18 protein-coding genes are annotated in these 25588 nt (G+C 41.3%); 5 read left to right on the top strand and 13 right to left on the bottom strand.

Going from position 1 to position 25588, the window contains the following annotated elements:
- Window positions 1–72: 72 nt before the first annotated feature.
- The 5 genes from dprA to fmt form a co-directional block, all read right to left on the bottom strand.
- The gene (dprA, locus tag ACI2IW_RS07980) at window positions 73–1332 is read right to left on the bottom strand and encodes a DNA-processing protein DprA (RefSeq protein ID WP_404693329.1); all 1260 of its coding nucleotides are present in this window, start codon (window positions 1330–1332) and stop codon (window positions 73–75) included.
- Window positions 1333–1407: 75 nt separating this feature from the next.
- Window positions 1408–2541: a LysM peptidoglycan-binding domain-containing protein gene (locus ACI2IW_RS07975; protein ID WP_404693289.1), complete on the bottom strand. Its 1134-nt coding sequence runs from the start codon at window positions 2539–2541 to the stop codon at window positions 1408–1410.
- 289 nt (window positions 2542–2830) lie between these two features.
- Window positions 2831–4252, bottom strand: coding sequence for a threonine synthase (thrC, locus tag ACI2IW_RS07970; protein WP_404693288.1), 1422 nt, complete (start codon window positions 4250–4252; stop codon window positions 2831–2833).
- 46 nt (window positions 4253–4298) lie between these two features.
- Window positions 4299–5885, bottom strand: coding sequence for a transcription antitermination factor NusB (locus ACI2IW_RS07965; protein ID WP_404693287.1), 1587 nt, complete (start codon window positions 5883–5885; stop codon window positions 4299–4301).
- Between the two features lie 75 nt (window positions 5886–5960).
- Window positions 5961–7031 carry a methionyl-tRNA formyltransferase gene (gene fmt / locus ACI2IW_RS07960; RefSeq protein WP_404693286.1) on the bottom strand — a complete coding sequence of 357 codons (1071 nt, stop codon included), beginning with the start codon at window positions 7029–7031 and terminating at the stop codon, window positions 5961–5963.
- Between the two features lie 327 nt (window positions 7032–7358).
- Here fmt and ACI2IW_RS07955 point away from each other — a divergent pair, with 327 nt between their 5' ends.
- Complete coding sequence (locus ACI2IW_RS07955; protein ID WP_404693285.1) at window positions 7359–10112, top strand: response regulator; 2754 nt, start codon at window positions 7359–7361, stop codon at window positions 10110–10112.
- Window positions 10113–10216: 104 nt separating this feature from the next.
- On the opposite strand, the gene ACI2IW_RS07950 is transcribed toward ACI2IW_RS07955, so the two are convergent.
- The 8 genes from ACI2IW_RS07950 to rpmH form a co-directional block, all read right to left on the bottom strand.
- On the bottom strand, window positions 10217–10891 hold the full coding sequence (locus tag ACI2IW_RS07950) for a riboflavin synthase (protein WP_404693284.1): 675 nt from the start codon (window positions 10889–10891) through the stop codon (window positions 10217–10219).
- A gap of 431 nt (window positions 10892–11322) precedes the next feature.
- Complete coding sequence (ribD, locus tag ACI2IW_RS07945) at window positions 11323–12378, bottom strand: bifunctional diaminohydroxyphosphoribosylaminopyrimidine deaminase/5-amino-6-(5-phosphoribosylamino)uracil reductase RibD (protein ID WP_404693283.1); 1056 nt, start codon at window positions 12376–12378, stop codon at window positions 11323–11325.
- A gap of 113 nt (window positions 12379–12491) precedes the next feature.
- Window positions 12492–12950 (bottom strand): transcriptional regulator NrdR, encoded by a 459-nt coding sequence (gene nrdR / locus ACI2IW_RS07940; protein ID WP_057762240.1) that lies wholly within the window; start codon window positions 12948–12950, stop codon window positions 12492–12494.
- A gap of 86 nt (window positions 12951–13036) precedes the next feature.
- On the bottom strand, window positions 13037–14425 hold the full coding sequence (gene mnmE, locus ACI2IW_RS07935; protein ID WP_404693328.1) for a tRNA uridine-5-carboxymethylaminomethyl(34) synthesis GTPase MnmE: 1389 nt from the start codon (window positions 14423–14425) through the stop codon (window positions 13037–13039).
- Between the two features lie 280 nt (window positions 14426–14705).
- A complete protein-coding gene (gene yidC, locus ACI2IW_RS07930) occupies window positions 14706–16388 on the bottom strand; it encodes a membrane protein insertase YidC (protein ID WP_404693282.1) in 1683 nt (560 codons plus the stop codon).
- 215 nt (window positions 16389–16603) lie between these two features.
- Complete coding sequence (yidD, locus tag ACI2IW_RS07925; protein WP_404693281.1) at window positions 16604–16984, bottom strand: membrane protein insertion efficiency factor YidD; 381 nt, start codon at window positions 16982–16984, stop codon at window positions 16604–16606.
- Window position 16985: 1 nt separating this feature from the next.
- Entirely contained in the window at window positions 16986–17357 is a 372-nt protein-coding gene (gene rnpA / locus ACI2IW_RS07920; RefSeq protein WP_404693280.1) for a ribonuclease P protein component, read from the bottom strand.
- A 179-nt stretch (window positions 17358–17536) separates the two neighbouring features.
- Window positions 17537–17671 carry a 50S ribosomal protein L34 gene (gene rpmH, locus ACI2IW_RS07915; RefSeq protein WP_007394757.1) on the bottom strand — a complete coding sequence of 45 codons (135 nt, stop codon included), beginning with the start codon at window positions 17669–17671 and terminating at the stop codon, window positions 17537–17539.
- 591 nt (window positions 17672–18262) lie between these two features.
- Here rpmH and dnaA point away from each other — a divergent pair.
- The 4 genes from dnaA (at window position 18263) to gyrB (ending at window position 25527) form a co-directional block, all read left to right on the top strand.
- Window positions 18263–19702, top strand: a complete 1440-nt coding sequence (gene dnaA / locus ACI2IW_RS07910; RefSeq protein ID WP_404693279.1) for a chromosomal replication initiator protein DnaA — start codon at window positions 18263–18265, stop codon at window positions 19700–19702.
- 160 nt (window positions 19703–19862) lie between these two features.
- Window positions 19863–21038: a DNA polymerase III subunit beta gene (dnaN, locus tag ACI2IW_RS07905; protein WP_404693278.1), complete on the top strand. Its 1176-nt coding sequence runs from the start codon at window positions 19863–19865 to the stop codon at window positions 21036–21038.
- Between the two features lie 138 nt (window positions 21039–21176).
- The gene (gene recF, locus ACI2IW_RS07900) at window positions 21177–22388 is read left to right on the top strand and encodes a DNA replication/repair protein RecF (RefSeq protein WP_404693277.1); all 1212 of its coding nucleotides are present in this window, start codon (window positions 21177–21179) and stop codon (window positions 22386–22388) included.
- 523 nt (window positions 22389–22911) lie between these two features.
- On the top strand, window positions 22912–25527 hold the full coding sequence (gene gyrB / locus ACI2IW_RS07895) for a DNA topoisomerase (ATP-hydrolyzing) subunit B (protein WP_404693276.1): 2616 nt from the start codon (window positions 22912–22914) through the stop codon (window positions 25525–25527).
- Window positions 25528–25588: the final 61 nt, after the last annotated feature.

Here is a 25588-nt window from a genome sequence, read left to right as displayed (position 1 = left end):
AGTTATTGTCTAGGAGAGTCTATAATTAAGTGCTATCTATGCCAGTGTCCAATAAGGAATATTTACGATACTTTAAACGCGTAAATATCGTCCACCTTGTTCGCTGATGAGACCCATTAGTTCAAGCTCCATTAGCTGACCAATCAACTGCGGCGGTGCAAGCTTGGTTGCACTAATAAGCGCATCTAGATCTTGCCCATGCCAGTCAAGCTGCTCGTAGAGTACAGTTAAATGCTCAGGCACAACGACTGTGCTGCGCGCAGGCTTTATCTCAGAGGATGGTTGCTGGCTAGTAGATTTAATTGAATTTATCTCTATCGCATCAGAAGTCTGAGTAACATTCGAGTGATTGCTATTAGAGTGATTACTATTGAAAGTAGTAGCGGTTGCTATTCTATAAGCGCCTTTATTATAATCAAGCTGACCATTGACATCTTCTAGTACTTGCTGAGGATGATAAATCAAGGTCGCGCCTTCACGTATCAAATGATGACAGCCCTCTGCATTGCTATTGTCAATATGACTGGGAATAGCAAAGACCTGTTTACCTTGTTCAGACGTGAGACGTGCTGTAATAAGCGAACCGCTTTTGATTGTCGCTTCCGTTACGATGGTCGCGAGACTCAGCCCAGCTACCAAACGATTGCGACGCGGAAAAGTATGTTTATGCGGCTGAGTGTGTGGTAATAGCTCACTGATAATGCAGCCACCTTGCTCAACAATTTGAATAAATAACTGATCCCGATGATTGGGATAGTTCACATCGATCCCTGTACCCATGACACCAACCGTCCGTCCCTGATAGTCAGGGTCTGCTTGTGCTAGCGCGCCTAAATGTGCGCGTTTATCTACACCCATAGCCAGACCGCTAGTAACAATATAACCTGCTTGCGCTAAGTACTGCGCCATATCAAACGTGATTTTTTGCGCATGCGCGGTGGGTTTGCGGCTACCTACTATAGCTATTTGTGCTTGATGTAGGCGCGCGCTATTCCCACGATAGAATAATAAGGGCGGCGGGTCGTAGATTTGTGAGAGTTGAGCAGGATAATCGGCGTCATCAGCGAATAGCAAGCCATAACGCCCCTCTATCAATGCTTGCTGAATCTTATCGATATTGGCGAGTGTTTGCTCTAGCTGTTCATGACGTTTGAGATGGGTGTGGTGAATACCGAGCTGCTTCCATGCCTCTACTTTGGCTTGCCAAGCAAGCTGCGGATAACCGAAAGAAGTGATCAGTTTGTGATAAGCAGATAATGACGCATTCACCTCGTACCACAGCGCTAAGATAGCGCGCTGATCGTCGGATAAAGAAGAGGTGACTGCCGTCATTGTCATCTGTCTCGTATAGGCAAGCTTAGATTAGTATTTAGTTTAATATATTGCTTAATACAGCCTTATAGCTATTTATAAATAAGGAGGTGGTAACAACTGATCACCAATATTAAGTGGCAGCTCAGAATCAAGTACGTAAGCATAGCTGATGTGATCAAAGGTATTGAAAACCATCACCATACCACTTGGCTCGTTTGGTAGACGTACCGGTGTGTCATTATCCTTAGTATCACGTACCAAAGGCCCTTTTTGATAAACCGTCAGCACATCACCTGGCTTAGCACCTTGTAAGCTACCCAAATTGATGGCGACCACACTACCCTTCGCAGCTGAGCTGATAGAGTCCATCACACGTACGATCATACCGCCGCGACTAACACTTGCAGGTGTTGGATAAAAGACAGGAGGAATAGCGTTGTCTAACTCTACAAATACACGATCCCCTTCACGCACTTCTTTGCCATAGCTATCGATAAGCTGCAAGCTAGTCACACCATTACTTTCTGTAGAAGTAACAAGACCAGTCGCTACCTGCGTAACTTCTAAACCGATCACTTCTTGAGTTTTGGGGTCTACATATAGCTCACCCTCACGGTAAACGCCGTAACGCTGGCCTACGATAAGCGGTACGCCTTTAGCATAGACTTTATCACCGCGCGCAGTAATTAAGTTACGGTTTTTAGAAGCTAAAATATAAGGCGTGGTATTAAAGTCTTGGGGATTAACAATAAGCGTTTTATCAAGCCAATGCTGAATAGCCGACCACGGAATAGGAGGGATACTATTGGCCGTCGAGGTAATCGCGACCGTACTTGTACTTACACTTCCAGTAAGCTGCTTTTCAACGCCAGCACAGCCTTCACCAGTATCGACGCCAATCAGCGTTTTACCTTGAATCACACAAAGGATGAGAACATCATTAGGGTAAATAAGATTTGGATTTTTGATTTGCTTATTGGTGGCCCAAATTTCTTTCCAGCGCCATGGACTGTCTAGATAGCGACCTGAAATATCCCATAAGGTATCGCCTTTTTTGACGATATAACGATTGGGCGCATCAGCTTTGATAGTTGGCGGCGGATTGTTAGCTTGAGCCGTGCTCATCAACATGGCACTACTAAACATCGTAATTAACAGTGCTTTTGCTATCTTTTTTAAGCTCATCTTCATCGTTATATCCACAATATGTACCACTGTGTTCGACATAAAGAACTGTACCTAACTTATCACTGCAAAAACCTCTAAAATTAATAAAAGTTTAATTATATCAGCAACTTATCAGTAAGATCCTTATGGCAATTATAGGGTAACTGTTCAGTGTAATTGGCTAGAATAATTCCTAAAAAAGCGCCTAGCACGATGATGACTTGCTGACGCCGTTTCTAATATTACAATTATATCTACCATAACACAATCATAAACACTTTATTACAATGGTGTAACTTTTACACGGATACTTTTCCTTGTTGATAATAAGCCTAAAGGCCGTAATTACTTAAGCAGGATTCGGCGTGACATGTTGGCGGATTTGTTCAGCGACCAGTTCAGCCTTGTTATCCAGTACCACTACGTGTTGCGGTAAATCTTCTAGACCTTTGGTATGCGCTGGACGCTCAATGTCTATTTGACCGATAGCCTCAACGATGGTATCCGCAAACTTAACAGGTAGCGCCGTCTCTGCACAAACAATGATTTCGCCATCTAACTGTAGCTCTTTAGCGACCTTGATACCATCAGCGGTATGTGGATCAACCAATTCACCATGTTGCTCATAAAGCGCTTTGATAGTCTGCAAGCGGTCGCTATGAGTAGATTTACCAGCAGCAAAGCCATAACGGGTATTAACCGCTTCCATCAAGTTAGACAAGTCAAACCCTCGACCTGATTTTACGCCGTCAAATAACTCATGAACGCGCGCACTGTCTTTTTCTAATAGTAAATAAACAAAACGCTCAAAGTTAGATGCTTTTGAAATATCCATAGACGGACTAGAGGTTACGTAGGTTTTTTCAGTCGGACGTGGCTGATAAGCGCCTTGATTGAAGAAGTCATTCAATACGTCGTTTTCATTGGTTGCGACAATCAGACGTTCAATTGGCAGTCCCATTTCGCGAGCGATGTGACCGGCACAAATATTACCGAAGTTACCTGATGGTACGCTAAAGCTGACTTTTTCATCATTGCTCGTCGTGACCGCAAAGTAAGCTTTAAAGTAATAAACAATCTGCGCTAGGATACGACCCCAGTTGATAGAGTTTACCGTGCCTAGGTTATAAGCGGCTTTAAACTCAGCATCTTGCTGTAGCGCTTTAACGATGTCTTGGCAATCATCAAACATACCATCGATCGCAATGTTATGAATATTAGTATCCTTCAAGCTATACATCTGCGCACGCTGGAATTCACTCATTTTGCCATGCGGTGACAGCATAAAGACTTCGATATTTTCTTTGCCACGCAATGCATACTCTGCTGCACTACCCGTGTCACCACTGGTCGCACCAATGATCGTAATACGTGCGTCTTTTTTCTTAAGCACATATTCAAAGGCATTGCCCAAAAACTGCATGGCAACATCTTTAAATGCCAATGTCGGACCGTTTGATAATCCTAGAATATATAAGTTATCTTCGAGCTTACGGACAGGAACAATCTCTTCAGAGCCAAAAACATCAGCAGTGTAAGTACGCTCAATGACATCTTGCAAATCAGCCATAGGAATATCAGTGGCAAAACGCTGCATAATCGCCATCGCAAGCTGTGGATAGCTGAGCGTACGCCATTCATCAAGGGTTGCACTATCGATATTTGGATAATGCTCAGGCAACATCAAACCACCGTCTGGGGCAAGACCCATCAAAAGCACATCACTAAAATCCATCGGCGCTGTCTGACCACGGGTACTGATATATTTCATTAGATTGTCCTGTCTACAATAATGTTATTCAATGTTTAAAAACGGTTTATTCAGCAGTTTTTTGTAGCAACGCATAATAGAAACCATCGCCACTCGCGCTATCAATCGGTAAGCACTGACGACCGATTGCTTGTTCGATACCCCAGTTGCAATCGTCGGTGAATTCAATCACTACCGCATCATTATGATGAGTGATAAAGTCCTGCATTTGCTCGACGTTCTCTTGTTTTAAGATAGAACATGTCACGTACAACAGATAACCACCAGCTTTGAGTTGTGGCCATAAGTTATGCAAGATGTCTGCTTGCAACAGTGCCGTTTGCTCGATGTCTTCTTCGGTACGCAGGATACTAATATCAGGATGACGACGAATCACGCCCGTCGCGGTACAAGGAGAATCCAATAATATCGCATCAAATACGGGTTCATTTGTCGCCGCTTTTTTATTCTTGCCATGCTGCCATCTGGTTGCATCTGCACAGACAATATTAAGTGCAACACTTTTCTCTGCTTGCTGCAAATCATGCTGACTCAGATTTAGGCGCTGTAAATTCTCACGAATACGCTCGATACGTGGTGCTTCATTATCAATAGCCGTTACCTTGATATCAGTAATCGCAGGTGACGTTTCAGCATCGTCTTGTTTCACGTGAAACAACGATGATTCGTCATTAGCGCTTATTAGCTCTAACCAGTGAGCAAGCTTGCCACCAGGTGCCGCACAAGCATCTAAAATGTGTAGCTCATTATTATTACTTTCATCACTGTCGCTGTCAGTATTCGCACTTTCAGCAATGAGCTTAGCTATCAATGCTTTATTAACGATTGGTGCGGCAAGTTGCGCATGCATGTCTTGTACGCTGGCCGTTCCTACAGCAAAATCAGGCAAAGCGTTAACGGCAGTGCTTTGATGTAGTCTAAGACCTTTGGTTGATATCGTAGCAGTGGCAGACTCTGATGAGTTCGCTACCTTAAAGCCAGTCGTTAGCTCAACGATATCTGCATCAATTTCTGCGCCATCCAATGCATGCTGATAATCCTCTACCGAAGTAACCGCCGAATTCACTCGTAAAAACATCGGGGCTGGTTGGCGCAAGCCTTGTGTCAGCTCATCATATTGTTCGCTCCAATCTTGTTTAAGCTGATAAGCGAGCCAATTCGGTAGACTATGCTTTTTATCGCATTTCTTACGGAATTTGCTTGGATTCTTGGCGACTTTACGCAAAATAGCATTTACTAAACCAGTCGAGTGAGCGAATTCAATCTCTTTGGCTGCTTCAACGGTTTCATGAATTGCAGCATGGTCAGCCACTTCTAAGTAAAGCAACTGTACTAAGCCTACTTGAATGGTGGTACGCACCTCAACCTCGTCGATAGGATTATCAGCTAAGGTATCAAGCAAACGTGCCAGCGCATGCCACTGGCGCAATGTCGTGAGCAGTAACGCATGGGCAAAGCCTTTGTCACCATCGTGCAGACTGTTCAGTAACGGGTCAAGGACGCTTGAGAGCGACTGACCATTTTGAATAGCCAGTAAGGTACGAATCACACGCACGCGTACGCTGCCATTCATAATAAGATTGCTTGATGGTTTGAGCTTATTGTTTCTAGGCGCAGTACTGTTTTGTCTCATTAAATTTCATTTCCTTGACGTATCATCGATAGCGTCTTGTGCAGATAGGGTTAACTATCATTAAGTTAGGTTCAGTTATTTTGTTTCTGACGTAAATTGATCGCCGTCATTTAATTGGTTGCCATGGCAAACTTGTTCAGCTGTCATTGGCTTACCACCTGCAAACTGTAAATGAGTAATGGCTAAAGTGGTGGCTGACGATTCAGCGTCACTCTCTTTACCACAAGCGACTAAGATCGCTTTTCGTCCGACACTGATAACCGTTCCAGCAGGCTCATTGGTTTGCTGCGATGTATTTACGGGTAAGCTAGCCAGTACTTTGACGCGCTGCCCCGCCAGGAAAGTATAAGCACCTGGCCATGGCGTCAACCCACGAATTTGGCGTTCAATAGCGGCAGCAGGCTGCGACCAATCAACTTCGCCTTCGGTTTTGACCAGCTTTTCAGCATAGTTGGCTTGACTATCATCTTGAGCGATAGCTTGCGCTTGATAAGCAGCTAAGTCTTTTAGCACCGTACTAATGGCTGTCGCGCCAAGTGCAGCCATCTTATCATGTAGGCTAGCAGCGGTATCATCAAAGGAGATACTTTCGCTAACTTTATAAAGCATGTCACCTGTATCAAGACCTTTGTCCATCTGCATAATGGTAATTCCTGTCTCATCATCTCCGGCCAAGAGTGCACGATGGATAGGTGCAGCACCGCGCCAGCGTGGTAACAGTGAAGCGTGAATATTCAAGCAACCATGAGTAGGCGTCTCTAATACACCGATAGGTAGGATCAACCCGTAAGCGGCCACAATCATCACATCTGGTTGGTAGGTGCGCAGAGTTTGCCTAGCAGCTAGCCCTTCTGCACTAGACTTTTTAAAAGTGACTGGCTGCTCTACAGCTATATCATGTGCCAATGCAACTTCTTTTACCGCAGAGGCTGACAACTTTTGACCACGACCTGCTTTACGATCAGGCTGCGTGTAAACAGCGACTATCTCTATATTCAGCGCTTCTTGCTGCTTAATTAATGACTTAAGGCTAATAGCAGCAAATTCAGGCGTACCCGCAAATACTACCCTTAATCGGTTAGTAGTTGGGTTATCATAGTCAGTAAGCGAGTTAGATGTATCAAAGGTAGGAGCAGTTGTAGTCATAATCATGCATTATATAAGGTTTATTTGTTCATTATAGGTGAGTTTACGGCGCAGTGCCATGATTGTAATGACCTCACTTCATGATCACCAATGACATTATTTGCCTTTATAATATCAAGGACATCGAACGTTCTATTTATATCTTTTACAAAACAATTTGGTGTTAATAACCACTCTCTGTAAACAGTAAGCCGTTATTCTGCTATAAATAGAAGGTAACACTAAAAATTTTAGACAATTCAACTGTCGTATAATTCACCTACTATATGTAGAAACTTCATTTTTATTTCACTATATTCTTTCGTGTCGAGATAGGGCCACGCTTTCATGCAACAGTTTCAGTCCTTACAGCGCTTATTGATTTTTTATGCCTTGTCTCTCACGGTTATGTTACTGCTGTACTATGTCACAATGTTTGATGGGATGAAAAAACATAGTGAGCAACATAGCATAGATACTTTTTATGCCCTACAGCACAGTATTATTGAGCATGCAGCACCTGTAGATAGTGAAATAAAAAAAATCTTAGAACAACCTACTTTTGATCAACTGAGTTATCAGCTGATTTTGATGATGCCTTCTGGGCAGACCTATATTCATCATAATACTCGTCCTAATGAATCTGCTTTTTCTACCGTTGCTTTCCCTACCATCGGTACATCAGCTTCTAGCAGCAGCGACCATAGCTTTTATACTGTCAATAGTAATGAACTAACAGGGATCATTAATCTAAAAAGCGGACATCAGATTTATATCGTATTACGTCATGAGCCTTTTGTTGTTGACTGGATATCTTACCGTTATTGGCTCCCTTTGATGGTCGCCATCATACTATTCTTCATGGCATTGCTCTATATGCTCAATCGTCGTACTAACTGGGAGCAATTACTGGTTTATACCGATAATTTGAGTAGCCGCGCAAAAGAATCTTATACGCCGCCGCCGTTTCTACAAAAGAAATCTACTACCGAGTTCATGCTGTTAGGTCATGCGCTAAGTCGCGTCAGCTACCAGATGCATAATGACTATCGGCGTATAAAAACCTTGACTCATCGTTTAGAACGATTGGTTGATCAGGCACCCTTACCGATGTTGATGAGTATACGCCATGGCCAAATTAGTTTCTATAATCAGCGTTTTGAGCAAGTATTTACCCCTTCTACCCAGAGAGAGCAGAGCTATGAGCTGACTGATTTCGTTGAAGGGAAAGATGAGGCCACTCAAATACTCTTAAAAACCATCTCAAGTTTACGCGTTGCTCGCACACTCATAGTTTATGGCTTGGAGAACAAACAAGCCTACCAACTACACGTAACACCATGGTTCGGTGAACATGGGCAAGTTCACGGTTTTACTGTGATTTTTAATAATGTTGATGAAATTTTCCATCAATCTGAACAACTACAGCTGCACAACCAACAACTGCAATTACAAATTGATGAATCAAACGAAGCTCAAGCATTTATAGGTCGTAAGTTAAGGTTACCACTAGAGAAGATAATTGATTCGTTGGAACCCATCGACCCTTCAACATTGACAGCTCAAGGTAAAAAGACTCTAAATACATTGATTGCAACCAGTCAAAGCATGTTGACTGTGCTCAATGAGTCGCTAGCAACAGAGGAAGTTGAAGTCAGAAAAACACGTCTAAGTATCGAAACGGTTGATATTTATAAGGTAAGCAAAGAGGTTAGCAATTTAGTCACACAAGAAATAAGACAACAAGGGTTAGAATTGATCTATTTCTTTGCGCCGGACTGTCCTCGTTACATCGAAACTGATTACATTCGACTGCACCATATCCTATTAAACCTGTTGAAAAACGCTATTAGTTTTACAACATCAGGCTATGTCGCGCTCACTGTTGATCGTGTGCTTGAAGATAAAGTAACGCGAATAAGTAATCAGCATTTAACTCCTAACAATGACACGACAATGCCTGCGCAGACATCTTATTGGATTCGGTTTAGCGTAAAAGACACTGGAGCAACTATTACTCCTGAGAGAAAAAATCAATTAGTCAATATCTTGAATCAAAGCAATCATAACTTAGTTGAAGACAGTAACATTGGCTTGAGTGATGCCAACAGCTTTGCTCAGTTACTCGGCGGTTTTATCGAACTAAGTAATACGGTGGATAAAGAAACGATATTTAGCCTCTACCTTCCTTATCCTCATGCCACTTATCAATCAGTATATCATCGTTGTTCGCAGCTACCCCATATCCACCTTATCGCTATCATCAATCAGCCTCTAGTTGCTGAACATTTACAACGTTTGTGCGAGTACTTAACGATATCCGTGACTATCTACAGCACTTTAGATAGAGCCACTGTACATCAGCTAAAAAATAAATTAAAACAAGATGAGCAAACCGTCATTCCTGTCTTGTTATTAGATTATGAATACAGCGAATCCATCACCGTATCAGATCATGCGAGCAACAAGTATAGCGAGCAACAAGAAGTGTTAAACGACCTAGTCGCTACACCTTCACTACCGAAGATATTACTTAGCATGAAACTTGAAAGGCATATCCCTTCTACTTTACTAGGCCAATATGATGGATTTTTGACCAAACCCTTGGACGCAAGTTTACTAATTTCTGAACTGCTACGTTTAACCTTGTTTGCAAGGAAAACGCTAGACATACTGGTCAAACATCAATATGACAGCAGTCTATCTTTTGTAGAAGATATACCTAAAAAAGAAATCTTGTCGCCACTGATTTTAGTCGTAGAAGACAGTCCTACTAACCAAAAGATAGCCTGTAAGATGTTAAGTAAGCTTGGTTATCGCAGTATAGTTGCAGAAGATGGACAGCAAGCACTCGAGAAACTCAAAAGCCAACGTGAAGAGATTTCTTTGATTTTGATGGACTGCCGAATGCCTGTTATGGATGGCTTACAAGCCACACAAGTGATTCGCTCGCAAGGTGATAAAATACCGATTGTGGCGCTAACTGCAAATAATACAGAAGAAGATCGCGAAGCTTGTATGCAAGTTGGTATGGACGAGTTTTTATCCAAACCCATTAGTAAGAAAGACTTAGAATCCGTTTTGCAGAGTTTTATACAATAAATCTCTAGTGCAAATAAAAAATACCCTACCGATATCACTTAATCAAAATAATATCGATAGGGTCAAAACTTGGTACGAGGATAACATTTCGGTAAGCTTAATTGTTATTTCATAAACCCATTATCGGCTAGAAATGCTTCCGTGATTTGGCTTTGCGGGTTTGACGCGTTCATACCGCCAGATTGAGATTTATTTAATAGACGCTCTAAATAACGGGCAACGATATCTACTTCAATATTAACTTTGTTACCTACTAACCAATGCTTAGCAATATTCGTCACTTGGGCAGTATGCGGAATGATATTTAGAGAAACGATGTTGTCACGCACTAAATTGGTCGTCAGACTAATACCATCTACTGTAATAGAGCCTTTGGTCGCTGTATAGTGCGCTAGCTCTTGCGGTATCTCAATCTCAATATAGATAGAACGAGCATCTTGTTGTAATTTGCTAACGACCCCCACTCCATCTACATGACCAGCGACGATATGACCACCAAAACGAGTTGTTGGTAGCATGGCTTTTTCTAGATTGACTGTATGACCTGCTTTTAACCCTTCTAATGCTGTTCTAGCAATTGTTTCACGTGAGACATCAACAGAATAGTAGTTACTTCCGAGCTCTACCACAGTTAAACAAATACCATTCGATGCAATAGAATCGCCTAGCTTCACGTCACTGAAATCCAAGTCATCAGACTCTACTGTCAAACGTATGTCACCGCCTGTAGCCTGCATAGATTTAACTTTTCCAACGCTTTCTATAATTCCAGTAAACATATTACCCTCATCTCATTACTGTATTGCCTTAATAGGCGAATATTTTAGTTTATCAAATCATCTATCAATTCTTTATCACAACTTGTTCAAATAACTGACAGTGAAACATCGTTAGACTTGACCTTTAATAGGATAGATTGTGGATAAGTAAGGATAAATCAATAAAGGTATAGCTAGAAATCGCTATAAATACATAGTTATCCACAACAAATAAAAATTTCACATGAAACCTATTTATTTATGAAGAAAATATTAAGGTGTTGATTCATATCAATATTTATTAAAATAATCGAGATATAAACATCTTTTGTGTTTCATGTGAAACAAAGTTATACACAGTTCCATGTGAAACACGTAAACCAATAATTAATTTATCCACATTTTGGACTTACTATCAGAACTCATGGACAATATACTTATACGAAGAATATTTATAAAGGTAATAAGGTTAATTTGAGATCTGGACCAAGCTGCTGATGACTTCTTAAATTAAAACGTAACTGCTGAGCAAGGGACATAGGATTGAAATAAACCATTGGACGAGCTTGCTCACCAAGTAAACAAGGTGCTTGATGCACGATTAGCTCATCTACCAACTGTTGACTCAAAAAGCTTCCTGCAACGCTTGGACCTGCCTCCACTAACACATCATAGCACTGGTGCTCACTGACTAACTTTGCTAACAACGCCGACAAATTATCTTCATGCCAATAGATAGTATCTGGATGCCGGCACAGCTGATACTCAGACTGTAAGCTGTGCTTTAAACGCTGACGCCTATCAAGTATGACTATTTTAGGGTTAGGTATCTTCTCAGGTAGCACATTCAATTGTCTTGAGCGCACATTGAGCTGTGGGTTATCAGTTATTACAGTTTCACTACCTGTAATAATCGCGCCACTTTGTGCTCGTAATTTTTGTACGTCTTCACGAGCAGCTGTCGAGGTAATCCACTTAGATTCGCCAGATGCCATCGCTGTACGACCGTCTAGACTGGTTGCTATTTTCAAACGTACATATGGCATTTTAGTGCGCATGGCTTTTAGAAAACCACGGTTTAGTACTTCTGCCTGCTCTGTCAGGACACCGACTTTCACTTCTACGCCAGCTTGCTCTAATAGTTTCACACCGCGACCTGCGACCTGCGGATTTGGATCCAGACCTGCAATCACAACGCGCTTTACCTTAGCAGCAACCAGCGCCAACGCACATGGCGGTGTACGTCCTGTATGACTACATGGCTCTAATGTAACATAAGCAGTTGCCCCTGCCGCCTGTGTACCAGCCTCTTTCAGCGCAAATACTTCTGCATGTGGCTCACCAGCTTTCGGGTGAAACCCTTGACCAACAATCTGCTCTGCCTGAACAATAACGCAGCCCACTGTAGGATTGGGTCTAGTAGTATACAAACCGCGCTTCGCTTGTTCGATAGCAAGCGTCATAAAGTAGCGATCTTGTGCATCTTGAGCATGGCTTTGAATAGACATAAGGCTGGTCTTAATAAATGATTGAGTGTTCTATATAAGAAAATAAGGTTCGAAAGCTGATTAACAATTAGGAATTACTTATCAACTAGGGCTTATTTAAAAGCTTACTTCGTCTACTTTTCATTTGGACGAATATTGGCAATTTCTTGATGAAATGCATCGATATCTTGAAAGTCGCGATATACACTAGCAAAGCGTACATAGGCGACATCATCCAAAGTTTTGAGTTCACTCATGATGATTTCACCCAAGACTTTACTACTGATTTCTCGCTCACCCATCTGCCTAACACGCTTTTCAATACGACTAATCATCGCCTCTTGTTCATCGATAGTAATAGGACGCTTTTGTAAAGGTAGTAAAATAGAACGGCGCAGCTTTTCATTATCATAAGGTTCAATCTTGTTGCTCGATTTGATAATCCTTGGCATGACAACTTCTACCATCTCAAAAGTCGTAAAACGTTCTTGGCAGCTGTTACACGAACGGCGTCGACGCACTTGTGCCCCTTCCGCAGCAAGACGTGAGTCAATAACCTTGGTCTCTGACGCATTACAGTACGGACAGTGCATAGCATTTCCTTATTTTACAATTGAGAATAAAAGCAGTATTTCTAAGATAGCTAATTTATTAAATAATAAAGAACACCGTGTTTCAGTTATTTACCAATACAAAAGCTGCCGAATATTTTACCTAATAAGTCATCGGCGCTGAACTCACCTGTAATCTCACCCAAACTCTGCTGTGCTTGACGTAAGCTATCAGCAACCAACTCACCCGCTTCGAATACCGTTAATTGCTCATGCGCCTCTGCCAAGAAATTAGCAGTTCGTCTAAGGGCATCTAAATGTCTGGTACGAGCGATTAAGCTATTCTCTGGTGGATGAAAGCCTACTTTCTCACATAGTGCTTCAACCAAATTATCGATACCAATGCCTGTTTCACATGAAACATTAACTTGCTGATAGCCTCTATTTTTGATCTCAGTTTGGGTCATAGCAGCACTTTTTTCTCTGTTATTATCGCTCAATAAATCGCTCTTATTAGCAATAATTAGTAAGCGTTTAGCTTCTGGTAATTCACCAAATAACTGTTCAGCAAGCTGTAACGGTGTGCTCTCTTCTTCAACATCGCGAGTCACATCATAGACCATCAATAGCATATCAGCCTGCGTGATGGCAGTACGGGCACGCTCAATTCCAATACGCTCTACAGTATCTTCTGTCTCACGTAGGCCTGCCGTATCGGTCAGATGTAGTGTCAAACCATTGAGCACGACTGTCTCTTGCAACGTATCACGTGTCGTACCCGCGACATCAGTCACGATAGCACGCTCTTGTCCTGCAAGGCGGTTGAGCAAGCTAGATTTACCTGCGTTTGGCCTACCTGCTAGCACGACATGGATACCGTCGCGCAAAAGCTGACCTTGCTTTGCCGTTGCTAAGACTTGTTGTATCTTATCTTGCGTCTGCTCAAGTTTGCCTTGTATGACGCCATCAGACAAAAAGTCCACATCCTCTTCGTCGGGGAAATCAATCGCTGCTTCAACATGTAAACGAAGATGAATCAATTGTTCTAATAACTGGTTAATCTTCTGTGAAAACTCACCGCTTAGTGAGCGAATTGCACTACTGGCCGCGGCAGCACTGGTCGCATCAATCGCATCAGCAATTGCTTCTGCCTGCACCAAGTCCAACTTATCGTTATCAAAAGCACGGTAAGAGAACTCTCCTGCACTCGCTTGCTTGGCACCTAGCTCAAATACGCGCGCGAGCAATTGGTTTTGTAAAATGACACCACCATGCCCTTGCAGCTCAATCACATCTTCACCTGTGAATGAATGCGGACCTTTGAAAAACAAGACCAATCCCTCATCAATAACAGTGCCATCAGCCTGATAAAAACGACAAAAGCTGGCCATTCGCGGCGTAAAAGCAGACTTACCTGTTAAAGCACATGCCATATCGTAAGCACGGCTGCCTGATAGACGTATGACACCCACACCCCCTCGCCCGAGCGGCGTTGCAATCGCAGCAATTGTGGCCAATCCAGATGTATTAGACTTTTCAGAAGAATTAGGTACGGCTAATGCTGTCTCTAAGGAATCCACAATGACTCTCAATATTTAAAAGCTCCATTATAGACGTCTGGACTCATACTGACAAAGCAAACTTTGAAAGGTAGCCGCATCAGATATATTTTCGTTTTAATATTTATAAGCTGTGGATAATGTTGATAAGCTGCGGATAACATTTACCACTTGTCCACCACCTATAAAAAAACCACCGCTTGCGCGATGGTTTTTGGTGTTTCTGAAAAAGAGCTAGTTAATCGACCACTTTTACCGTACGACGCTTTTGCTCTTCATCGACTTTTTTATTGACGATATATTGCTGAGTCATACTAAACAAGTTGTTGACTGTCCAATATAAAACCAAACCTGCTGGGAAGAATAGCATGAACGCAGTAAAGATAATCGGCAAGAACTTCATGACTTTTGCTTGCATCGGATCTGCTGGCTGCGGGTTCAACTGCTGCTGTACAAACATCGACGCACCCATTAGCAACGGCAAGATAAACCATGGATCCATCGCTGATAGATCTTGAATCCACAAAATCCATGGTGCATGACGCAGCTCGACACTCTCTACCAATACCCAATATAAGGCTAAGAAAATCGGCATCTGCATCAAGATTGGTAGACAACCTGCCATCGGATTGACTTTTTCTTCTTTGTATATCGCCATCATCTCTTGCGACATTTTCATACGATCATCGCCATGCTCTTCTTTAAGCACTTTGAGTCTTGGCGCAATGGCACGCATTTTAGCCATCGAGTAGTAGCTCTTATTAGAGAACCACATCAAGGCAATTTTTACTAAGATAGTCAGTAAAATAATTGACCAACCCCAGTTACCAACAACCTTATGCACACCTTCCAAGATAGCAAACAAGACCTTTGATATTGGCCACAGCAGACCATAATCAACTGTTTTGTTAAGGCCTACCGCAACGTCTTTTAGCTCAGACTGAACTTTTGGACCTGCATACAGTGTTGCATTTAAAGTAACTTGTTTGTTTGGTGCTACGTTCACTGGTTGGCTATTAAAGCCGATAAAATAGTCATTACCTGTTTCACGTGTAAAGAATTTACCAGTGAAGTTTTCAGGCGTCCAAGCAGATACAAAATAATGCTGTACGATACCAACCCAGCCTTTATCGCTAGTGGTCGTCAACTCACCATCACTAAAGTCACCAAATTTCAGCTTATTATAAGGATCATCTGGTGTACCCCAAGCACCGCCTAGATAAGTCGCCATGCTCAGCGCGCCTTTATCAGACATACCAGGATCTTTACTATCATCACGCTTTAACTGTGCAAACATCTGACCTTGCCAAGCATTGGTAGACGCGTTTTGGATCTGATAGCTAATATCGATTGGATATTTATTTTCAGTAAAAGTGAAAGTCTTGGTAATCGTCACGCCGTCTTTCTTATAAGTAAGCGGCACTGACAACGTTTGCTGTCCATCTTCCATCACATAGTTGTTAGCAGTATGGTTATAAGTCGCTCTACCTTCTGCTGTATCGATACCGTTCTGACCAATAAGTCCAGATTGAGCCACATATACACGGTTACTGTTGTTTTCTAACAATACGAAAGGCTTATCGCTATCGAGCGTTGCGTCATACTGCTTGAGCGCAGCATAAACAATATCACCACCTTCTGGATTGATTTTTATATCATAGCGATCAGTTGTTACCGTGATTAGACCAGCGTTTTTCGCAGGAGTCGCTGTCACAGCACTATTATCCACAGGTAATGTCTGTACCGGGATATCACCTGCTGCACCAGTAGTAGAAGGAATGTCAGCACCTACCGAACTCGTAGTTTCTGGCACCGCATCTACAGCTGGAGCATCGGCATAATCATCTCGCCATGCCAAAATCAGCAGATAAGCGGTAATTAGCATCGCAATGATGATCATCACCCGAAATATCTTTTGCATAAACCTTTCCTAGATTAAAAAATTAGGGAATGAAAAATTAGGGCATGTGTCATGACTGACCTACACAGCTGTCCTGTCACATTGCAACTGCATCAGTAGTCATTTACATAAAATGTGCATCATTTTACTAAAAATCTGTCTCAAATGATACCAAGAGTGTGGATAACTTGTGGGTAACTCAAAGGAGTAGCTATCTGAGACTAAAGAGGTCGACTTTATGTTGATTTCATCAAATAATTAAGCTGTGAAACATAGCTAGTAATGTCTCGATAGACACCCAAACCCTGAAGGTTGATATTTAGTACATCACTAAAAGATATATATTGATAACTATAAGAAGCTAAGGGTAAGGGTACAAAGTCTATACCGTGCCCACCTAAAGGGTGACACCTACTAAGACGTTTTAACAACAACCAACTACCCTTACGGGCACCATGCCATGTTAAAGCTTGTTTGCCATAATTTGAGCATGTCGGATAATAGCGACAACGAGCAGGTATTACAGGACTAACTATTTTTTGATAAAAAACAATTAAATTAAAAGCTATATTATAAAAAACACCTTTTTTAAATTTATTTTTTAATAAAAAATTCATTTTATTTTTTTTCTATTTTTTTAAAGATATTAATTATTTGATTTTTTAATTCTTTATTATCTATATCTTTAATAGATTTTTTAACAATAAAAACAATATCTTTATTTTCCATCTTAAAAGCTTTGGTGCGGAACTCTTCACGCACATATCTTTTGATTAGATTACGAGCGACAGCAGTAGGTACTTTACGCTTGGTAATAGCCATACCGACTCGCGGCTGTGCATGCTCGTTGGCACGTACAAAAGCCATTAAATGACTCTGATGAATCTTGCGCTCAGGTGCGTCAAATACCTCACGGAAGGCTACAGGGGTAAGCAGGCGTTGCTGTTTAGTGAAACTAGCTGCAGGTGTATCTGATAGAGTATTGGACATAGTACAACCTAGTAGAATAACGATAGAAGAAATAATAACAAATTATAGAGACAAAAAAAGCGCCTATGTGGGCGCTTTTAATATATGGCTAAGTGTCAGTTGTGATGATTGACTATCGCAATCTATAAACAATAAGAACACAACAAGCACTATTAGCCATGCTTATCGCAATCTACTGATTATACAGTAAGGCGATGACGTCCTTTAGCGCGGCGACGAGCTAAGACCTGACGGCCTTTTTTAGTTGCCATACGAGCACGGAAACCGTGAGTACGTTTACGCTTGATCACGCTTGGTTGGAATGTACGTTTCATAACTCACCTATCAAAATAATGGACTAAATTCGTAATAACGGAGGATTATACCATTCAGTATGGTTTTGGTCAATAAACTAATTTGCTTTGTCCCTAAATAGGAAGTATCTCATACGAATCTAGTAAAGATATTTCCTTAGAAACCTATTTCTAGTTAACCAAATTTTATAGTTATATATTCTATGATTTACAAAGTTATCCACAGATCGGTTCAAACACTATAATAATAATTAATTAATATAAATATAGTATTGTTATTATTGGGACCATGATTATCTGTGGTTAAGTATATTTTCCTTTTTGTTATCAATTTACTAGGCTATGGGTAAGCCTGTGGATAAACTGTGGGTTAAATATGGATAACTAACTTATGAAAGTTATGCACAAAATTGTCCACAGTCTTATCCACAAAAAACAAGGTTTTATCCACAGGGTATCTGTGTTAAATTAGGCGCTACTTGATATACACCTTCGTATAGGATATCAGTACGAACTCTTTGGTTAGTTGTTACGTGTAATATCGAGGCTTAGGTAGCAATTTATATTGCTAAAAAATAACTATTATTTCAGATTACAAGGTCAGTACTTTTCATGATAGACACAGCAAATATTTGGGATAAATGTCTAAACGATTTGCGTTACAACGTCAAAGACAACGTGTTTACTATGTGGCTGAGACCTCTGTCAGCTCATCAAGAAGCACAAACTTTGATTATTCTTGCTCCCAATGATTATTTTGTGACGTATATCAAGAAGAATCATCTTCAAGATATTCAGCAGTTGGTGACCAAACACAGTCAAGGTAGTATTGAAGAGGTCGTCGTACGTGTTGATAATGCTGGCCGCAATGCAGAAGATAACAGTCAATCAGGTTCTTTATTTGTAGAAGACGAGGTCTCCCCTACCCCATCCGAACATAAATTTGAATCTATTCATCATAACAACGCAAAAGCAGATATCGACGCGAACATGCGTCACAATGAGCCAGTTGAGTCTGCTGATACAAAATCATTAAGCTATCTGAACCCCGACTTTACTTTTGAAACCTTTGTTACAGGTAAGTCCAATAACTTGGCTTACAAGGCTTGTTATGAGCTTGGTAAGCGCCAATCGAAAAATCGTCACAATCCTTTATTTATATACGGCCCTTCTGGATTGGGAAAAACGCATTTAATGCATTCTGTAGCTCATCGCTATTTAAAAAATAATCAAAGTTTTTATTATTTCACTTCTGAAAAATTTATTAATCAATTAGTTTATTCATTAAGAAATAATAAAATAGAAGATTTTAAAAAGAAAATAAAAAAAGTAGATTTATTGATTGTAGATGATATTCATGTATTGGCAGGAAAGACTAAAAGTAGTAATGAGTTTCTAACATTATTTGCAGATTTTACTAGTGGTGATAAACAACTTATTTTAGCCTCTGATCGACACCCCTCCCAAATGACGGAATTTGATGAACGATTTAGATCACGGTTTTCTTGGGGGTTAACAGTCGCCGTTGATCCTCCTGAAATTGATACTCGAGTGCAAATTCTGCAGAAAAAAGCAGCCTCCTACGGGATGGTATTACCAAAGGAATGTGCGCTATTCATTGCACAAAATGTGGTGTCTAATGTCAGACGTTTGGAAGGTGCTTTAAATCAGGTATTTGCCAATGCTAACTTAACAGGGGCACAGATTACCCTTGAAATGGTGCAATATGCGCTAAAAGACATCGTTGCGATGCGTGTGCAGGCAGTGAATATGGATAACATCCGTAAGATAGTTGCTGAGTACTATGATGTTACGGTCAAAGATATTATGGGGCGTAAACGTACGCGTAGTATTGCAAGACCACGTCAAATAGCGATGGCTTTGTCGCGTGAATTGACAGGCGATAGCTTCCCTGAAATTGGTCAGTCATTCGGTGGACGCGACCATACGACGGTGATGCATGCTTGCGATAAAGTAAATGAGTTAAGAGCAGCAGATCCTGCATTTGATAAGGATTATAAAACCCTAGCTCTGATGTTACAGGCAGGATAAAAGCGACAGATATCGTTGTATTCTAGTGGATACAGATAGTTTATAATATCGAAAATACAAGTGCACAGATACTCTGTAGATTATCGTCAGCAGACAAGGTATTATTGAGTCATTACGACAAATTTTTATAAAAGAATCATTCAAATAAGAGTAACTAAGCATGCAATTATCGATCAATCGAGAATCGTTACTAAAAGCTATCAACTTGATCGCCAAAGCCGCTGATAAACGCCACAATATGGTTATATTGGGTAATATCAAGCTACAGTTATCAGACTCTGAGCTTATCTTAACAGCGTCAGATTTAGAGGTAGAGCTGACATCGACATTGAAATTGCCTGCTGGTGCTTGTGTTGAAGCAGGTACAACGACGCTTCCTGCAACCAAGCTAAAAGATATTTGTAAATCGCTACCTGCACGGGCGCAAGTTAATCTAGCAACTCAGGCAAATGAGCGTTGCTTGTTAACTAGTGGTAAGAGTCGCTTTACATTAGGGACATTGCCAAGCGAAGACTATCCGAGTTTGGGTAACCCTGAAAATATCACACCTCTGACTATTAGCCGTAATCGTCTGACAGATTTGATTCATAAAACGCAGTTTGCAATGGCGATTCAAGATGTACGCTATTACTTAACAGGTATGTTATTTGACGTTTCACAGCAGCAGCTGACAACGGTAGCAACAGATGGACATAGATTGGCATTAGCCCGTAGTGTGATCAATGTAAGTGCAGATCTCAATATGCAGGCTATCTTGCCGCGTAAGGCGGTGATTGAGCTTGAGCGTTTAGCTTCTGAGCTTGATAAAATGTTGGGTGATCAGGATAACGCAGTTACCCTAAGTTTTGGCCGAGAGTTTTTACAAGTAAGTTTGCCATTTGGTGATGTAGATAGTGCAGGGCAAGTTAGCCAAGATCTGATGGTGACTTTTACCGCACGTTTGATTGATGGTAAGTTCCCTGATTATCGCCGTGTGATGCCGAGTAATACTGACAAACTGGCTTTGTTTAGTCAGGAAAAAATGACAGACGTACTACGTCGTGTTGCCATCTTAAGTAATGAAAAATCTCGTGGTGTGGTCTTTAATTTTGCTAGCGATGGTATGGTCGAAGTACGTGCTAATAATGCTGAGCAGGATGAAGCAGTCGAGATGATACAAGCTAAGTATCAAGGTGAGCCAATGGAGTTGTCGTTCAATGCTGCGTATCTGCAAGATGTATTGGGCGTTATCCAAGGCGATTTACAAATGCATATGAGCCAATCGAATGCCTCTGTATTGGTTAATCAACTAAATGATGAGTTCCATCAATATGTCATCATGCCAATGCGTATATAGTGTGTTTTTCTTTAGAGACAAACAAAATTGAATAGAAATAGTACGTTTTAAAGAGCTTTGTTTTCAGTACTATATATCGGTTTTTAATAAACTTTTGCCTGCTAAATAAGCGGGCTTTAATGGGCGGCTATCGATACCATGATTGAACGTCTACAAATATCCCATCTTAGAAACCTTACTCAAATTAGTTTAGAGCCTGCTGCTTGCAACATCATTATCGGTGCAAATGGTAGTGGTAAAACCTCGTTGCTCGAAGCTATATTCTTGTTATCAAGAGGTAAAAGCTTTCGTCATCACCAGCCTAAACGTTATATCCAGCATCATCAAAATAATACGACTGTCCATGCTAAGCTCAGTGATGGTCGTACTTTAGCTATTCAAAAGCAAGCAGATGCTACGACCATCTTACGCCTCAATCAAACCACTGTTTACAACCAAAGTATCTTAACAGAGCAGCTACCTACATTGCTGATAGATCCATCGACAATGGATATGTTGGAGCAGGGAAGTGCGAGCCGTCGACAACTGCTAGATTGGTTAGTGTTTCACATGAAACAAGGGTTTCATCCACAATGGATGGCTTATCAACGTCTCCTAAAACAGCGCAATAGTTTGCTAAAAAGTACTCGTTATTTAACCCAAGTACAGCTTGCTGAGCTGAAATCATGGGATAAAGGGTTAAGCAATCATGCTGCTTTGATTCATCATTATCGCGAGCAAGTATTTACTGAATGGCAGCCTTATTTTGCCAAGAGTATCTTACAGCTATTGCCTTCTTACGCTAAGCAACTGAGCCTGAGCTATAACGCTGGTTATGACACCAGTGTCGCGCTAGATGTGCAGCTTAATGAGCGATTAGAGCAGGATTTGCAATTGGGATATACTCGTATAGGCAATCATCGTGCTGATATTCATGTGCATTGGCGTTCTGATGAGTCTATAAGCGATCAAACGACAGATGCGAGAACAGCAGCTTCAGCAAATAGTATCCAAACCAAATTACCGACTTTGAAAGAGCAGGCAGCAAACGTATTGTCTCGCGGTGAAAAAAAGCTGCTTATTACCGCACTGCGCCTATCGCAGCTACCACTGTTGCTAAACGATGAAGAGAGCAGTGACTCACTCAATGATGATTTATCATCGAAAGCAACCCCTGTTGTGCTTCTAGATGATATCACTGCAGAACTAGATGATAGAGCTATAGAAATACTGCTATCGACCCTAGCTCAACTCCCTTGCCAAGTATTTATGACCAGTCTAACAGACGATATTTTACCTTTAGTTAATGAACTTTGGTCACAACCAAATACGTTTCACGTGAAACAAGGAAAAATCTCATTTACTAACTAATACTTCATTTTTCTGCTTATATTTCTGATGATTACCTATCTACTTTCACCTCTCATTACTCAGTACACTAGCCACTACTATTTGTCCTAACAGTTACTATGTTAAGACGACCTTTCACAGACCGTAAAACTCTCAGTAAACAGTGACTTAGAAGCAAAAAAATGTTAAAATAACCCTTTATTTTTGTCCTGTGCTCAGCAATTTATTTGATAGCATCATAGAAAAGATTTCTATTTTTCAATTATCTATAAGTATTTGATAATTATGTATTTTATTTATTTCAATAGTTTTAACAATAGTTTTAACAATGGTTAGAAAAACAAAGACTATTACTAATAAGTAATTTGCTAATTTTATCTCTGTGCGGCCTTTTTTGAGGCTAACGGTGGTTAGTGGTTTAGCTGCTCATATGCACTTTAGATTATGAATAATAGACGTTAATTCTAAGATGCCACTATGTAGCGGACTTTTTATAAGTGCGCTAATCGTAAATGGCTGATTATGGCTAGATTAAGGAATGTACATGAGTGATTCATTACCTATTGACCACGAGCAATTGATAGACGACAGTGCTACTGAAGCGGCTGTGCCTACTGTAGTTTCAGAGGTGTTACCTTCTGATTATAGTTCTAAAGATATTCGCGTATTGCGTGGGTTAGAGGCCGTACGTGTGCGTCCTGGTATGTATATCGGTGATACCGATGATGGCACAGGCTTGCATCATATGGTCTTTGAGGTAGTAGATAACTCTATCGATGAGGCGCTTGCTGGTCACTGTGATCAGATTGATATCGTTATTCACGAAGATGAATCTGTCAGTGTGATGGATAACGGACGCGGTGTGCCTGTTGATATCCATCCAGAAGAGGGTGTATCAGCGGCTCAGGTTATTATGACTGTATTGCATGCAGGCGGTAAGTTCGATGATAATAGCTATAAAGTGTCAGGTGGTTTGCACGGTGTGGGTGTATCAGTAGTTAACGCGCTGTCTCAAAAGCTTGAGATGAATATCTGGCGTGAAGGCTATCATTATCATCAGACTTATACTGATGGCGTACCTGATAGCGATATTCAACAGATGGAAGCAACCGATCAGACGGGCACACAAATCCGTTTTTATCCTAGCAGTGATGTGTTTACTGGTACTATCTTTGAGTACGATATCTTGGCAAAACGCTTACGTGAGCTATCATTTTTGAACTCTGGTGTGCGTATTGTTTTGACTGATGAGCGTATTGATAAGCGTCATGAGTTTGAGCATAAAGGTGGCTTGCTAGAGTTTGTTAGCTATATCAATGCTGGTAAAGACGGTATCAATGAAGTATTCCATTTTACTAGTCAGCAAGACGACGGTATCAGCGTAGAAGTCGCGCTACAGTGGACAGATACGTATAACGAAAAAGTACTGTGTTTCACTAACAACATCCCGCAAAAAGATGGTGGTACGCACTTATCTGGTTTCCGTTCAGCATTGACGCGTTGCTTGAACAGTTATATGGATCGTGAAAACTTATTCAAAAAAGAGAAAGTAGCCGCAACGGGTGATGACGCTCGTGAAGGTTTAACTGCAATTGTCTCTGTAAAAGTACCAGATCCAAAATTCTCAAGTCAGACCAAAGATAAGCTAGTATCAAGCGAAGTAAAATCTGCTGTTGAATCAGCTATGCATGATAAGTTCAATGACTATCTGTTAGAGAATCCAGGTGCTGGTAAAGCCATTGCCAATAAGATTATCGATGCAGCACGCGCACGTGATGCAGCACGTAAAGCACGTGAAATGACACGTCGCAAGACCACTTTGGATATTGCAGGTCTACCTGGTAAATTGGCTGATTGCCAAGAAAAAGATCCAGTATTATCTGAACTATATATTGTGGAGGGTGACTCTGCAGGTGGGTCAGCTAAACAGGGTCGTAGCCGTAAAACGCAAGCAATCTTGCCACTAAAAGGTAAGATTCTGAACGTCGAGCGTGCTCGTTTTGATAAGATGCTATCATCTGCTGAAGTGGGTAACCTGATTACTGCATTAGGTTGTGGTATCGGTCCTGATGAGTATAATCCTGACAAAGTACGCTATCACAAAATCATCATCATGACCGATGCCGACGTTGATGGATCGCATATTCGTACCTTGTTATTGACGTTCTTCTTCCGTCAAACACCTGAATTGATCGAGCGCGGCTATGTATATATTGCTCAGCCACCGCTATACAAAGTAAAAAAAGGTCGTCAAGAGTTGTACCTAAAAGATGACGAAGCGCTTAAAGCGTATCTATTGTCTTCAACAATTGACAATACCAAGCTGCATATCAGTGCCGATGCGCCTGCGATTACTGGCCAAGCGCTTGAGACACTGCTTAACGACTATAACCAAACGCAGTTGATCAAAGCACGTCTGCAGATTCGCTTCCCAGCGGTGATTTTGGACGCATTGACGCATACGCCAAAACTTAATACTGATATGACTTATGATGAGTCTGCCATGCAGGATTGGAAAGCAGCAATGCAGACTAAGCTTGATCACTTCGGTAGCGATCTAAGCCCTGAGATTGAACTGGTTAATATTCATGCGCCGCAGCCAAAAAATATGGATGCAGCCGCAGCAGATCTATTGGGTATGACGCCAGTAGTAGGTACTGAAGAGGGCGAAGCGTCAGATAGTGAGGCTTTATCTACCAAGGCTCAGTGGCTGCCACGCGTCACAGTATATGTGCATCAACTAGCACACCATTATCTGTTAGATGCTAGCTTTATCAACTCGGGTGAGTATGGCAAACTGCTACGTTTATCAAGTGAATGGAATACGTTGCTTGAGAGCGATGCTTTTATCCGCCGTGAAGCATCTGCGGGAACAACGAAAGATATCCCAGTACGCGATTTCGATTATCTATGGCAACAAATGATGCTTGATGCGCGTCGTGGTCTAGCTATCCAACGTTACAAAGGGCTAGGTGAGATGAACGCCGACCAGCTGTGGGATACAACGATGGATCCTGAAAACCGTCGTATGCTACGCGTTACTATCGAAGATGCTATCGCCGCTGACCATATGTTTACTTGCTTGATGGGTGATCACGTTGAGCCGCGTCGTATCTTCATTGAAGAGAATGCGCTAACAGTATCGAACCTAGATATCTAAATTTGAAACTGGTACTGACAATTTATAAAAATACCGCTTTGATATTCAAGGCGGTATTTTT

The organism is Psychrobacter sp. NPDC078501, assembly GCF_044900935.1.
Lineage (GTDB): Bacteria > Pseudomonadota > Gammaproteobacteria > Pseudomonadales > Moraxellaceae > Psychrobacter.
The sequence above is the reverse complement of the archived record's forward strand: the minus strand, read 5'-3'. Positions and strand labels throughout refer to the sequence as shown.